The 14484-nt window shown below is 58.6% G+C and carries 12 protein-coding genes; 7 read left to right on the forward strand and 5 right to left on the reverse strand.

Features of this window, described 5'->3' with window-relative positions:
- Positions 1–55: 55 nt before the first annotated feature.
- Positions 56–2656 (reverse strand): bifunctional aconitate hydratase 2/2-methylisocitrate dehydratase, encoded by a 2601-nt coding sequence (acnB, locus tag AC1MEE_RS02930; protein ID WP_480416138.1) that lies wholly within the window; start codon positions 2654–2656, stop codon positions 56–58.
- A gap of 404 nt (positions 2657–3060) precedes the next feature.
- On the opposite strand from acnB, the gene AC1MEE_RS02935 reads away from it, so the two are divergent.
- The gene (locus tag AC1MEE_RS02935; RefSeq protein ID WP_480413730.1) at positions 3061–3531 is read left to right on the forward strand and encodes a DUF1289 domain-containing protein; all 471 of its coding nucleotides are present in this window, start codon (positions 3061–3063) and stop codon (positions 3529–3531) included.
- Positions 3532–3651: 120 nt separating this feature from the next.
- Here the strand turns inward: AC1MEE_RS02935 and AC1MEE_RS02940 are convergent, their stop codons facing one another.
- Both AC1MEE_RS02940 and AC1MEE_RS02945 read right to left on the reverse strand, forming a co-directional pair.
- The gene (locus AC1MEE_RS02940; protein ID WP_480416139.1) at positions 3652–5037 is read right to left on the reverse strand and encodes an IS4 family transposase; all 1386 of its coding nucleotides are present in this window, start codon (positions 5035–5037) and stop codon (positions 3652–3654) included.
- Positions 5038–5182: 145 nt separating this feature from the next.
- Entirely contained in the window at positions 5183–6046 is an 864-nt protein-coding gene (locus AC1MEE_RS02945) for a universal stress protein (protein WP_480413731.1), read from the reverse strand.
- A gap of 280 nt (positions 6047–6326) precedes the next feature.
- On the opposite strand from AC1MEE_RS02945, the gene AC1MEE_RS02950 reads away from it, so the two are divergent.
- Positions 6327–6941 carry a MiaE family protein gene (locus tag AC1MEE_RS02950; RefSeq protein ID WP_480413732.1) on the forward strand — a complete coding sequence of 205 codons (615 nt, stop codon included), beginning with the start codon at positions 6327–6329 and terminating at the stop codon, positions 6939–6941.
- A 5-nt stretch (positions 6942–6946) separates the two neighbouring features.
- On the opposite strand, the gene AC1MEE_RS02955 is transcribed toward AC1MEE_RS02950, so the two are convergent.
- Positions 6947–7501 (reverse strand): flavin reductase family protein, encoded by a 555-nt coding sequence (locus AC1MEE_RS02955; protein WP_480413733.1) that lies wholly within the window; start codon positions 7499–7501, stop codon positions 6947–6949.
- A 226-nt stretch (positions 7502–7727) separates the two neighbouring features.
- Here AC1MEE_RS02955 and AC1MEE_RS02960 point away from each other — a divergent pair, with 226 nt between their 5' ends.
- The 4 genes from AC1MEE_RS02960 (at position 7728) to argE (ending at position 11632) form a co-directional block, all read left to right on the forward strand.
- A complete protein-coding gene (locus AC1MEE_RS02960) occupies positions 7728–9218 on the forward strand; it encodes a 4-hydroxyphenylacetate 3-hydroxylase family protein (protein ID WP_480413734.1) in 1491 nt (496 codons plus the stop codon).
- A gap of 160 nt (positions 9219–9378) precedes the next feature.
- Positions 9379–9804, forward strand: a complete 426-nt coding sequence (locus tag AC1MEE_RS02965; protein ID WP_480413735.1) for a RidA family protein — start codon at positions 9379–9381, stop codon at positions 9802–9804.
- Positions 9801–10478, forward strand: a complete 678-nt coding sequence (locus AC1MEE_RS02970) for a DUF1028 domain-containing protein (RefSeq protein WP_480413736.1) — start codon at positions 9801–9803, stop codon at positions 10476–10478. The genes AC1MEE_RS02965 and AC1MEE_RS02970 overlap by 4 nt, the downstream gene beginning before the upstream one ends.
- Positions 10475–11632 carry an acetylornithine deacetylase gene (gene argE / locus AC1MEE_RS02975; RefSeq protein WP_480413737.1) on the forward strand — a complete coding sequence of 386 codons (1158 nt, stop codon included), beginning with the start codon at positions 10475–10477 and terminating at the stop codon, positions 11630–11632. Before AC1MEE_RS02970 ends, argE begins: the two co-directional genes overlap by 4 nt.
- 46 nt (positions 11633–11678) lie before the next feature.
- On the opposite strand, the gene AC1MEE_RS02980 is transcribed toward argE, so the two are convergent.
- A complete protein-coding gene (locus AC1MEE_RS02980; RefSeq protein WP_480413738.1) occupies positions 11679–12599 on the reverse strand; it encodes a LysR family transcriptional regulator in 921 nt (306 codons plus the stop codon).
- A gap of 314 nt (positions 12600–12913) precedes the next feature.
- Between AC1MEE_RS02980 and AC1MEE_RS02985 the strand changes: the two genes are divergently transcribed.
- On the forward strand, positions 12914–14284 hold the full coding sequence (locus tag AC1MEE_RS02985) for an aspartate aminotransferase family protein (RefSeq protein ID WP_480413739.1): 1371 nt from the start codon (positions 12914–12916) through the stop codon (positions 14282–14284).
- The last annotated feature ends 200 nt before the right edge of the window (positions 14285–14484 follow it).

A 14484-nucleotide genomic window follows, 5' to 3' on the forward strand; every position in this document is an offset into this window, starting at 1 on the left:
CAAACCCATAAAAAAACCCCATCACCAGGACGGGGTTTTTTCGACGCTGTATTACTTACGCTTGAATAACCGGAATGTTGGCATTCGCAGCGGCTTCACGGAACTCGGCGATCTGGTCGAAACTCAGGTAGCGGTAAACGTCCGCTGCCATGGTGTCGATTTCTTTCGCGTAGGCCATGTACTCCTCAACGGTCGGCAGGCGACCAAGGATCGATGCAACGGACGCCAACTCGGCCGAGGCCAGGTAAACGTTCGCGCCATCGCCCAGACGGTTCGGGAAGTTACGCGTCGACGTCGACACCACAGTGGAGTTCGGCTCAACGCGTGCCTGGTTACCCATGCACAGCGAGCAGCCCGGCATTTCCATGCGCGCGCCAGCCTTGCCATAGATGCCGTAGTAGCCTTCTTCGGTCAACTGGTGAGCGTCCATCTTGGTCGGCGGCGACAGCCACAGACGCGTTGGCAACTGACCTTTGACCTTGTCCAGCAACTTGCCGGCAGCGCGGAAGTGACCGATGTTGGTCATGCACGAACCGATGAACACTTCGTCGATCTTCTCACCAGCAACGCTGGAAAGCAGACGGGCGTCGTCCGGGTCGTTTGGCGCGCAGAGCACAGGCTCTTTGATGTCGGCCAGGTCGATCTCGATGGTTTCAGCGTATTCGGCGTCAGCATCGGCAACCATCAGCTCAGGGTTGGCAACCCAGGCTTCCATCGCTTGAGCGCGACGTTCCAGAGTACGAGCATCGCCGTAACCTTCGCCGATCATCCAGCGCAGCAGGGTGATGTTGGACTTCAGGTACTCGCTGATCGACTCTTTCGACAGCTTGATGGTGCAACCGGCGGCGGAACGTTCTGCCGAGGCGTCGGACAGTTCGAATGCTTGTTCGATGCTCAGATCGTCCAGGCCTTCGATTTCCAGGATGCGGCCGGAGAAGGCGTTCTTCTTGCCTTTCTTCTCTACGGTCAGCAGGCCAGCCTGGATCGCGTAGTAAGGAATGGCGTGAACCAGGTCACGCAGGGTGACGCCCGGTTGCATTTTGCCTTTGAAACGCACCAGGATCGATTCCGGCATGTCCAGTGGCATTACGCCAGTGGCTGCGGCGAACGCGACCAGACCGGAACCGGCAGGGAAGGAGATCCCCATTGGGAAACGGGTGTGCGAGTCACCACCGGTACCGACGGTATCCGGCAGCAGCATACGGTTCAGCCAACTGTGGATGATGCCGTCGCCCGGACGCAGGGAAACGCCGCCGCGGGTCATGATGAAGTCAGGCAGAGTGTGGTGCGTGGTGACGTCGATCGGCTTTGGATAAGCAGCGGTGTGGCAGAAGGACTGCATCACCAGATCGGTAGAGAAACCCAGGCACGCCAGGTCTTTCAGTTCGTCACGGGTCATCGGGCCAGTGGTGTCCTGGGAACCGACGGTGGTCATTTTCGGTTCGCAGTAGGTGCCTGGGCGAACGCCCGTCACGCCGCAAGCCTTGCCGACCATTTTCTGTGCCAGGGTGTAACCCTTGGTGCTTTCAGCGGGGGCTTCCGGCAGTTTGAACAGGGTCGAAGGTGTCAGACCCAGCTCGGTACGGGCTTTTTCGGTCAGGCCACGGCCGATGATCAGCGGAATACGGCCGCCAGCGCGGACTTCGTCCAACAGAACCGGGGTCTTCATTTCGAAGGTGGCCAGGACGTCGTCGGTGCCATGCCTGGTGACTTTACCGGCGTATGGGTATACGTCGATCACGTCGCCCATGTTCATCAGGGAAACGTCAAATTCGATTGGCAGAGCGCCGGCATCTTCCATGGTGTTGTAGAAGATTGGAGCGATTTTATTGCCGAAGCAGAAACCGCCAGCACGCTTGTTCGGCACGAAAGGAACGTCGTCGCCGAAGAACCACAGCACCGAGTTGGTTGCCGATTTACGCGAGGAGCCAGTACCGACCACGTCGCCGACGTAGGCGATAGGGAAGCCTTCGCCGCGCATCTGCTCGATTTGCTTCATCGGACCGGTGACGCCTTGTTGATCCGGCACGATGCCATCACGGGCCATTTTCAGCATGGCCAGAGCGTGCAGCGGGATGTCAGGGCGGGACCAGGCATCAGGTGCAGGAGACAGGTCGTCGGTGTTGGTTTCGCCGGTGACCTTGAATACGCGCAGGCTGATCTTGTCGGCCAGGGTTGGGCGCTTCTGGAACCACTCGCCGTCGGCCCAGGATTGCAGAACACCTTTGGCGTGAACGTTGCCGTTCTTGGCTTTTTCAGCCACGTCGTGGAACGCGTCGAACATCAGCAGGGTGTGCTTGAGTTCTTCAGCGGCCACGGCTGCCAGTGCGGAGTCTTCCAGCAGGTCGACCAACGTGACGATGTTGTAGCCACCTTGCATGGTGCCCAGCAGTTCAACGGCGCGTTTTTTGTCGATCAGCGGAGAAGTGGCTTCGCCTTTGGCCAGAGCAGACAGGAAGCCGGCCTTGACGTATGCAGCTTCGTCAACGCCTGGTGGAACGCGATTGGTGATCAGGTCGACAAGGAAAGCTTCTTCGCCAGCCGGGGGATTTTTCAGCAGCTCGATCAGGCCTGCGGTTTGTTCGGCGTTGAGCGGCTGGGGCACGATACCCAGGGCGGCACGCTCTTCGATGTGTTTACGGTAGGCTTCAAGCACAGTTATTACCCTCATCAGTGGTCCCAAATGGGTGTCCGGGACGCTCATCCAGCAATTGGTCGTACCCTGCGCGACGAAGCTTTTTGAGCTCCTTGGCCAGAGTTTCGACAATTCCTTACAGAAGCTGTTTTCAAAGTTTTACGCCTGCAGGAGGGCTGATGCGTGTCGGCGAAGGGTTCCTGAAGAGGGGGAAACCTGCGCCAACACCGACTGCGGGGTTAACTTAACTGTGCTCGTGACGCTTTGAAAACAGCTTCTAACGGACATTGGCGCCTTAAAAGGCTCGCCGATTCTACGGGAAAAATCAGGTAAAGGTAAGTTAGCCCCTACACCTTCAGGGGTGACCCTCGTTAGACAAAGGGCTAACATGCGGGCTTGTTTCGCCTGTTGCAGTCCTGTTCGCCATGCCCAATCAAACCATCAAGACCCCCTGCGTCGGCCTCTGTTCCACAGTTTATGGGGATCTGGTATGCCGTGGTTGCAAGCGTTTCCATCACGAAGTGATCAACTGGAACGGTTACAACGAGGACGAAAAGCGTGCGGTCTGGCTGCGCCTGGAGCAGCTGCTCGTTCAGGTCATGGCCGGCAAGCTCGAGGTCTTCGACGCCGCCAAGCTGCGCAAGCAGCTGGAGCAGCGCAAAATCCGTTTCGTGCCGCATCAATCGGTCTATTGCTGGGCGTACCAACTGATTGCACGTGGCGCGCGGGTCATCAGTCAGCTTGAAGCCTACGGCGTGGTGTTGATGCCAGAGTTTCGCGGCTGGGGCCTGCCAGAGCTGCGCGACGCCATTGATCGCGAGTTTTTTCTGCTGTCCGAAGCCCATTACGAGCGCTACATCGCGCCGGGGTTTCTCAAGGATGCGTTTGGTGGTTGAGTGCGAGGGGACAGATTTGTTTTCAACGCTTCACCGAAAACCAATCTGTCCCCCGTGGAAAGGCCGAGGACAGATTGGTTTTTCAAAAAGCGCGAAAAACAAATCAGTCCCGAATGGCACTTACTTAACCTTCTTCGGATGCCCACGCTTTCTGACGTCCTCCCTTGCTGATCGGCGTGTTTTGGTCAGTAAGGGATAAGGTTTGGGTCTTCGTTTTATTGCGCGAGGCTCAGTCCGGCCAGAACGGTTTCCGACCCGTTTTTGGGCGATCAGCATGAGCAAACTCGACATGCCATCTTCCTCGCCAACACTGCCGTATTGCCTCAACGCCAGCCACAACTGAAGACTGTGTTTGAAGCTCAACTCGCGAGGTAAACAGTCTGCCAGCAGCGCGGACTGTGCCATGATCATCCGAATAAGATTGTGGGCCAGCAAATAGACCCATAACTCCTTGACGGCCATGCCTGGGGTCTTGCAACTCAGCATCTCAAGTCCCAGCGTGGACTTGAGATTGCGTAAATCCAGCTCGACGTGCCAGCGGCTCTTGAACAGCAACTTTAGGGCTGTTTTGGGGATCTGCTTCGGGCAATGCAACGTCGTTACCAAGATTTTCCCACCCGCCTTCAGCTCACGGACCATCAGCCTTTGAGGCGCCTGTTCGTAATATGCCTGGCTCATCCAGTCGGGTCTTTTCCTGGGTTTTTCCAGTTCAATCAAATGATCCTCCGAACCCAGGCATTGTCCCTTTTGAAAGTCAGTGCTGCGCCGCCGAGCACCGTATTGTTCAAACACACCGTCCACGCCCCTGCGCTGCAACTCACACAGTAAAAAATAAGTCGCGTAGTAGGCGTCACCCAACAAAATATCGCCTCGATTCAACGTGTCGAGCATCGACCTGAGCAGGGTTTGCTCATCACTTCCTTTTCCTCGGAAGCGGCCCAGTGCCGCATTTAAAATGGTTCCACTGCACAGGCAAACGATGCCGACCATTCGGCAGATTGGAAACCCCAGACCGACTTTCTGACCACGAGACTGCGGATAGGCAGCCTGGTTCTCGGCGGTGTCGGGCATGGTCACCGTCGTGCCGTCCACCAGCCGTACGGGGCGGCCCATCCAGCGCCATGACGTCGGTGCCTGGTCGCTCATCAAGGACCCGGTGTGGCGTAACAGCGTGCCAACCATCTCCACAGGCAAGCGTTTTCTCGCCTTGCAGTAGGCCCCTGTATGGGCGCTGTTGGGTTTCAAGCCGCCGCAGGCGCGTTTGATGGACAAGTCATTGACTGCGTTCTGGCAGGAACGATCAGCACTCATTGCTTGAGCCAGAAACATGGAAAGCGTTTCGGTCGGCGGGAACAGCCGCTCTCGATGCTCAGGTAACGACGCTTCGACACACGGTAGCAACTGGGGATCAGTGAGTAGATTGAAAAATGCGTAGGCATCACTGTTAGCGGTGCGCTGACGAATACGTTGCTGTTGATGCTGGACGATTTGACGTCTACGATTCATGCGGGCTGTGTCCTTGGTTTTTGGTGTGTGTTCGCAACTATCACCGTAGACCAAGGCCAGCCTTTTTTCATTTTTATGCTTTGAATCAGTTAGTTAGCTGCTAAGTAAGTGCCATTCAAATCAGTCCCCTTATTTCGAGACTAAATCAGGTTTTGGCCGCCAGCTCTTCCAGATGCGTATAGGTCTCTTCAGTCTTTAATACCAGCACATCGCTTTCCAGCGAATCGAGTATCACTTCGGCGGTGTTGCCGATCAGTGCACCGGAAATACCGGTGCGCCCCACGCTGCCAATCACGGTAACTGCGGCATTGAGGGTATGTGCGGTATACGGGATCAGCACGTCGGCCGGGCCTTCGGCGATGTGCAGGTGAAGGTCATCGACATCGAATTCAGCCTGAAACGTCTGGCATTGCTCGCGATAGCGCTCTTCGATGGTTTCCTTGAGCTGATACACCGGGTCGGCTGCCGACAGCATGGGTGAAGGGTGCGCGGCGATGACATGCAGTTGCCCCTTGGCCAGCGCGGCAATCTCGAAGCCGTGATCAACGATGCTGAAGTGCAGGGCGTGGTGTTTTTCGTCGGGGTTGCCGACATCGACCGCGGCGAGAATCACCCCGCCGGTCCACGGTGCCTTGGTCTTGACCATCAGCACCGGGCTTGGGCACAACCGCAGCAGTTTCCAGTCATCCGGGGTCAGCAGGGCTTTTTTCAGCGGGTTATCCGGGAAATGCTGCTTGATCACCAGGCCGCAGCCTTCAGCCTGTTGAACGTCGATGATGGTTTGATGCAGGCTTTCGTGCCACGCATGTTCGCTGGTAACGCTGAAGCCGTCGTTGAGCAGACTGTTCTCGAGTACGCTGAGCAGGGCCTGGTGGTCATGCTTTTTGTCACAGATCAACAAATGCAGGTGCGCCTGGGTAACACCCGCGATCAGTTTGGCGCGTTTGAGGGCCAGACTATCAGCGTGTGGGGGTTCGAGTACCACAAGGATGCTGCGTACGGCTTGCATGGGTTTGACCTCGACGATGTCATGTCATGTCTTGCGCCTCGGCACTTGCTCGCCTGTACGGCCGACGGCTGATAGACACAACTATAGTTGCAGTCGGCCAATTCGGTTGTTGATCCAGATCAGGACAAATCTGCTGCAAGGAGCTGGTTCATTCGCACCGCCCTCGTATAATGCTGCGCTTTGTCCACCTGGCCGTACTGTGAGCCTATGCAACTGAACCCGGAAATCGAATCTTTCCTGCTTTGCCGCACGCCCGACCGCGGGTTTCTCGGGGGCGTCCATGCTGTCTGAAATTCATGATTTTCTAGGATGCAGGACGCCCGCGGGCTGGGTTGAAGCGGCGTTGGCTGATCAGGAGACAATGCTTCTCGATCACAAAAACTGTGAGTTCAAGGCTGCCAGCACGGCCTTGAGCATGATCGCCAAATACGGTGCCTATTCGGATCTGGTCATGATGATGTCGCGACTGGCCCGTGAAGAGCTGGTGCACCATGAGCAGGTTGTGCGCTTGATGAAAAAGCGCAAAGTCGAATGGCGACCTCTATCGGCCGCCCGTTATGCCTCAGGGTTACGGGCGGCGGTACGCAGTCATGAGCCGGTGAAGCTGATTGATACGTTGGTGGTGGGCGCATTCATCGAAGCGCGCAGCTGTGAACGCTTCGAAGCACTGGTGCCGCATCTGGATGAAGAGCTGGGGCGCTTTTATCACGGATTGCTGAAAAGCGAAGCGCGGCACTTTCAGGGTTATCTGAAACTGGCCTATCACTATGGTGATGCTGCAGACGTTGAGCGAGCCATTGAAAAAGTCCGGGTGCTCGAAGCCAGCTTGATCGACAGCCCTGACGTTGAATTCCGCTTCCACAGTGGGATCCCGCAACACCAGTCCAAGCCTTAAAGCCCTTAATGCCCCTCAAGCGCCTGTAATCCGCAGAATTTCCGCTGTGAATACGCCAGCGGAGCGCCTTCGCGGCTTTTCACAGCCACGACTTTACCGATGAACACCGTGTGGGTGCCCAGGTCCATCTGTTGTTCGATATGGCAATCAAAACTGGCCAGTGCATTGTCCAGCATGGGCGCGCCGGTGGTGTGTTGTGTCCAGTCGGCGCAGGCGAAGCGGTCGCCGTTTTCCAGTTTGATCTGGCCGGCGAATACCTGGGCAACCGGTTGTTGCTCGGTTTCGATGACGTTGACGCAAAAACAACCGTTCTGGTCGATCGCCTTCGACGCCAGGTTGTTGCGGTTCACGCACACCAGCAGCAACGGCGGTTCAGCCGAGACTGACGTCATCGCGCTGACGGTCACGCCAAAGCGGCCACCCGCGCCGTCGGTGGTGATCACCGTCACCCCCGTGGCGCATTTACCCATGGCGGCAATGAACTCGGCGGGGTTGGCCGTAAGGGTCGCCGCAGTCAGTACGCTGACGTCACCGGGTTGAAATCGCACGGAAGTATTCATCGCACACATCCTCTTCGTCGCTGGGAGATGGCCTGATTCTGCGAGTGGATGCTCAATACCGAAATTACTTAATTTGTTTGGCTTGACGCTAAAAAGCTGAAGGCCAGCTTTTAGCTAGGCAACAACCACAAATAACCTAATTTATTTGTGCCTGACCTCATGAACAGAATGCCCCCAGACACAGCGCCCGGCGCAAACAACCGTTGGCACATCATGGGGATTCACAATGATCAGAACAGGCGAGCAGTACCGCGACTCCATCCGCGACGGCCGGGAGGTTTATATCAACGGCGAGCGGGTGAAGGATGTGCCTTCGCACCCGGCATTCAAACCGCTGGTGGACGTCCGGGCGCGTATCTATGACATGCAGCATGATGCCGCGACCAAAAGCAAAATGACCTATCAGGATGCCAGTGGCGAAACCCATGCCATCGGTCTGAAACTGCCGCGCACCCAGCAGGACTGGTGGGACAAGCGCAATTCCACCGACGCGGTGCTCAACGACATCGGCGGTGTGGTCACCCGTGTCGGTGACGAAACCATCGGCGAAATGTGGTCGCTGTATGACGGTCAGGACATGCTGAACGAGGTCAACCCGCAGTTCTCGGCCAATATTCGCAACCACATCGACAAGGCGCTCTATAGCGACACCTTTCACGTATCGGCCAACACCGACCCCAAAGGCGACCGCTCCAAACGCCCGCAGGATCAGGACCCGGACATGCTGTTGCATGTGGTCAAGGAAACCGACGCCGGGATTATCGTCCGCGGTGCAAAGTACGAGACTGCTGCCGCTTATTCGAACCAGGCGTTCACCAAACCGACCATCGCCAACTGGGGCAATTCCGAGCTGTCGAATTATGCCGTCGGCTTTATTTGTGATCTGGGTTCGCCGGGACTGAAATTCATTTGCCGCAGTGGCTTTGCCGGGCGCGGCAGCGATGACGACTATCCGCTGGCCAACCGGTTCGATGAGGTCGACGCGCTGGTGATTTTCGACAACGTACTGATCCCTTGGGAAAACGTGCTGTTCTACCAGCACACCAAAGCCGCGACCTTCATTCGTTCGACCTTGCACCGCTACAGCGCGTTTGCCTTCGTCCAGCGCAACCTGAAAGTGGCTGACATGCTGATCGGTGCGGCGCTGTTCAACGCCCGTCAGACCGGTCTGGAGAACCAGCAGGCGGTGCAGGAAAAACTCGCACAACTGGCCTGCTACCGCGAAGGCATCAACGCGCACCTGACCGCCTCCATTGCCCTGGCGGAGAAGAGCCCCGGCGGTTTGCTGATGCCCAACCAGTCATTGCTGTACACCGGGCGCGTGCTGGCGACCTCGCAGTTGCACAACATGACCCACATCGCCCGCGAATTGTGTGGTGGGCAGATCTGCGTGACTCCGGACGCCGCCACCTTCAACCACCCGGAAGCCGGCAAGTGGCTGAACAAGTACTACTCGGTCAACGAGGACTGGGTGGCCGAAGACCGGCGCAAGCTGCTGGCCTTTGCCCGCGACCTGATGAACTCGGACTACGCCGGGCATCGCCTGACCTTCCAGCTGTTTGCCCAATCGCCACCGTTCGCGCATTTGGCGGCGGTCTATCGCAATTTCGATTGGGACGGTCCGCTGGACTTCGTGCGCAAGTCCGCCGGGTTGTCGGAGCGGGTGATGGGCAATCACGCCAAAGCCGCGCCGCTGAAGTTGGCCGGACAGGCCTGATTCGTGAAATGACTGTTTGGCTGGAAGGCCCTTCGGGCCTTATCGCGGGCAAGCCCGCTCCTACAGTTGATCGCATTCCCCTGTAGGAGCGGGCTTGCCCGCGATAAGGCCGGGGCGCGTCGAAGAAATATCACCTAATGACTGGTTGCAGGTTCCCCGCATGAGCACACCCACGCACACCCGTATTCGCATGTTCAACACCAAACAAACCTACCCGAACCAGACCCTGGACAACGACCTGTGCCAGGCGGTTGTTGCCGGGAACACCGTGTACGTACGCGGTCAGGTCGGCACCGATTTCGAGGGCAGACTGGTCGGCCTCGGCGACCCTGCTGCCCAGGCGGAGCAGGCGATGAAAAACCTCAAACAACTGCTGGAGGAAGCCGGCAGCGACCTGAGCCATATCGTCAAAACCACCACCTACATCACCGATCCCCGTTTTCGCGAGCCGGTGTATCGGGTCGTGGGCAAGTGGCTCAAGGGCGTGTTTCCGATCTCCACCGGGCTGGTGGTCGCCGGTCTCGGGCAGGCCGAATGGCTGATGGAAATCGATGTGATCGCGGTGATCCCTGAGGCAAAGTCATGACCTTTTCCATTGTCGGCCGTTGTGCCGAAACCGGGCAGTTCGGTATCGCCATCAGTTCGTCGAGCATCGCGGTGGGCGCGCGCTGCCCCTGGTTGCGTGCCGGAGCGGGCGCCGTAGCCACCCAGAACATCACGCTACCGGCCCTGGGCCCGGAAATTCTCGACCTGCTCGAAGCCGGGGAAAGCGCCAGTGCCGCACTGGATAAAGCCCTGACCCGGCATGGTTTCAGCCAATACCGGCAGGTGGCGGTGATTGACCAGAAGGGCGCAACGGCGCTGTTCACCGGCAGTCAGGCGCTGGGCTTGCACCATGCGCTGGCGGGTGATCAGTGCGTGGCCGCCGGGAATCTGTTGGCGGATATCACTGTCATCTCGGCGATGGTCGCCGCCTTCGAGGCAACGGCCGGTGAAGCGCTGGCTGATCGTCTGCTGGTGGCGATGCACGCGGCCATGGCTGCCGGCGGTGAAGCTGGCCCGGTGCATTCGGCGGCGTTGTCGGTGGTCAGCGATTTGCTCTGGCCGATTGTGGACCTGCGGGTGGACTGGGCCGAACACGACCCGATCGGCCAACTGGATCAGCTCTGGCAAGCCTATCGTCCTCAGATGGACGACTACGTAATCCGCGCGCTGGACCCGACCCGCGCCCCTCGCTATGGGGTCCCCGGTGATCAATGACCTGGTTTAAAAGTCGTGCGCTGCTGGAACGACTGATCGCGTTCAATACCGTCAGTCGTGAGTCGAACCTGGCGTTGATCGAATTCATCCGCGACTACCTCGCGGGTTTCGGCGTGGTCAGCGAATTGTTCTTCAACCAAGACCGAACCAAAGCCAACCTCTATGCCAGCATCGGCGCCAGCGAGTGCCCGGGGATTGTCTTGTCCGGTCACACTGATGTGGTGCCGGTGGACGGCCAGTCGTGGACGGTCGAGCCGTTTACCTTGAGTGAGCGGGAGGGGCGTTTGTACGGGCGGGGCACGGCGGACATGAAAGGCTATCTGGCCTGTGTGCTGGCTGCCGTGCCGAGTTTTGTCGAGCAACCGCTGCGGGTGCCGTTGCACCTGGCGTTTTCCTACGATGAAGAAGTCGGCTGCCTCGGCGTGCGTTCTTTGTTGGCCGAGCTGGCGCAACGCGATCCCAAACCTTTGGCGTGCATCATCGGCGAGCCGACGGAGTTGCGCCCGGTGCTCGGGCATAAAGGCAAGCTCGCCATGCGTTGCTGCGTTAAGGGCGCGGCCTGTCATTCGGCGTATGCGCCGCAAGGGGTCAATGCCATCGAGTATGCGGCCCGCCTGATCGGCAAGTTGGGGCACATCGGTGAAGTGCTGGCGCGCGTCGAGGGCCATGACCCGCGTTTCGATCCGCCGTGGTCAACGGTACAGACGGGCGTCATCCGTGGCGGTACCGCGCTGAATATCGTACCAGCGCAGTGTGAGTTCGATTTCGAGGTGCGGGCCTTGCCGGGCTTCGATCCACAGCAGGTGGTGACGGATCTGCAAGCTTATGCCGAAGCGGAACTGCTGCCGAGGATGCGGGCGGTGCGTGCAGAAACCGCCATCAGTTTTCAGCCGCTGAGTGGCTACCCTGGGTTGATGACGGACTCTGAAAGCTTTGCTGCTCGATTGATTGCGCAGCTCAGTGGCTCCAGCGACTTCGGCACCGTGGCCTTTGGCACGGAAGGCGGGTTGTTCGATCAGGCCGGGATTCCCACGGTGGTGTGCGGGCCGGGCAGCATGGAACAGGGCCACAAGCCGGATGAGTTCGTGACAGTCGAGCAGATGCAGGGCTGTGAGCGGATGTTGGAGCGGTTGGTGGAATGGTTGCGTAATTGATCTGTGGTTCGCCGCAGATCATGTGTAGGAGCGCGCTTGCCCGCTCCTACAGTAGATCGCGCGCCTTCGCCGTCAGCTGTTCACAACAGTAATCCGCAAACAGCTGTGCCGGTTTGGTCAGTTGCCCGCGTTTTAGCCAGGCCGCCACCAGTCCTGAGCCGGTGACGTCTTCAACGATGTCCACGCACACCACTTTCTGCCCATCGTAGGTACATTCCGAGTGCGGGCGGGTGACCAGGATCGAGAAGCCGAAGCCCTGGCCGACCATGCCCCGGACCATTTCAATCGACGGTGAGCTGAACGCGATGCGTGGCGTCAGGCCGAGTTCTTCGAACAGGCTGACGAAGTACGTCCGGCTTGGCTGCACGTCCAGCAGAATCATCGGCTCCAGGCACAGGTCGCGCAGGGAAACCTGGGGCTGTTGGGCGAAGCGATGGTCGGCTGGCAGCAGCGCATATGGCCGTTGCGCCGGCATCAGTGGCTGGGTTTCGATGGTGCTGTCCAGATCGTGCTCATACAAAATCGCCAGGTCAAAAGTGCCGGAGGTCAGACCCTGCACCAGTTCCTGTTGCTCGCCGTCGCGGATGCGGATTTCCACCCCCGGATACAACGCATTGAAACCGGCAATCAACTGCGGCAAGTACAACGGCGCGACGGTTTCGAAACAGCCGATATCAATCTGCCCGGCGACCACATCATTGTCGGCCAGGGCGTTTTGTTCGAACTCCTTGGCCATGCGCAGCAGTTCCTGCGCCTTGCGATAGAAGCGCGCACCGCTGGGGGTCAGTGAAACGCCCTGGGCGTGGTGGCGGATCAGCAGCTGCACACCGAAGCTTTCCTCCAGTCCCTTTATCGCGGTGGAGATCGACGGTTGTGCGATGTACAGCTTGCGCGAGGCCTCGGCGACACTGCCGCATTCGACCGTGGTAATGAAGTACTTCAGTTGACGCAGGTTGTAGGCAGCCACAGCGAACCTCGTTGATCAGGGGATGTGGGTGATTTCGAAGCAGGCAATGACCCGGCCTCAAGCTCAAGCAATTTGCGCACCGTCGCACCTTCTTCGCCATACCGTCTTGTCTACACACAATAACGACTAAAGCGCCCGGCCAGGCTTCCTGTCTGCCCAGCTTTTTCATCGCCTGCGAACACATATTTAATATTTTTCCTCCCCGCCGGCTTCAGACACCATCGAATCCACGAGCCAGCGCGCATTCGACAAATACACCCCGTTGAAGACCACCTGGTTTCAACTGCGCTGACAATAAAAAGGGAGATCTGGCGATGACCAACCAACGTGAAACCCGCGACTATCAGGCAGCCGACGCCGCTCACCACATCCATGCGTTCCTCGACCAAAAGGCCTTGAATGCCGAAGGGCCGCGAGTAATGGTCAGAGGCGACCGCCTGGAGTTGTGGGACAACGATGGTCAGCGTTACCTGGATGGCATGTCTGGACTGTGGTGCACCAACCTCGGTTACGGGCGCAAGGATCTGGCCGCTGCGGCCACCCGTCAGCTGGAACAACTGCCGTACTACAACCTATTTTTCCACACCACCCACCCGCAGGTGATTGAGCTGTCGGAGCTGCTATTCAGCCTGCTGCCTGGTCACTACAGCCACGCGATCTACACCAACTCCGGCTCCGAGGCCAACGAGGTGTTGATTCGCACGGTGCGCCGTTACTGGCAAATCCTCGGCAAGCCTGAGAAGAAAATCATGATTGGCCGCTGGAACGGTTACCACGGTTCGACCTTGGCCGCGACCGCACTGGGCGGCATGAAATTCATGCATGAAATGGGCGGCATGATCCCCGATGTCGCGCACATCGAAGAACCGTACTGGTATGCCCATGGAGGCGATTTGAGCCCGGCCGAATTCGGCCTGCGCGCCGCCCGGCAATTGGAAGAGAAGATTCTCGAATTGGGTGCGGACAAGGTCGCGGCCTTTGTCGCCGAGCCGTTCCAGGGCGCGGGCGGGATGATCTTTCCACCCGAGAGCTACTGGCCGGAGATTCAACGGATCTGCCGCAAGTACGATGTGCTGCTGTGTGCCGATGAAGTGATCGGTGGCTTCGGTCGCACCGGCGAATGGTTCGCCCACGAACACTTCGGTTTCGAACCGGACACCCTGTCCATCGCCAAAGGCCTGACCTCCGGGTATATCCCCATGGGCGGCCTGGTGCTGTCCCGGCGCATGGCTGAAGTGCTGGTGGAGCAGGGCGGCGTGTTTGCCCACGGGCTGACCTATTCAGGGCACCCGGTGGCGGCGGCGGTTGCCATCGCCAACCTCAAGGCCTTGCGTGACGAAGGGGTGGTCAGCCGGGTGAAAACCGATATCGGCCCCTACCTGCAACAGTGCCTGCGCGAAGTGTTCGGCAATCACCCGTTGGTCGGCGATATCCAGGGCGTCGGCATGGTCGCGGCCTTGCAGTTTGCCGAGGACAAAAGCACGCGCAAACGCTTCGCCAATGAAAACGACATTGCCTGGCGCTGCCGGACCCTGGGTTTCGAAGAAGGCGTGATCGTTCGCTCGACCCTTGGCCGGATGATCATGGCTCCGGCGCTGGTGGCCACCCGTGGGGAAATCGATGAGTTGATCGAAAAGACTCGGCGGGCGGTGGATCGCACGGCGCAGGAATTGGGGCGGCTTTGAGCGGAGGGTCTTACAGTGGATCTGTGTCGATCGCAAATCCCCTGTAGGAGCTGCCGAAGGCTGCGATCGACCGGAACGGTCGCGGCGGTTGATCTTCATGAAGGTCGTTCCGACCTTATCGCAGCCTTCGGCAGCTCCTACAAGTTTTGTGTCCGGCACAGATCCCCTGCGAATGCGGCACACGGGTTATCAGGAGGATG

Source organism: Pseudomonas sp. ASL3 (assembly GCF_056680425.1).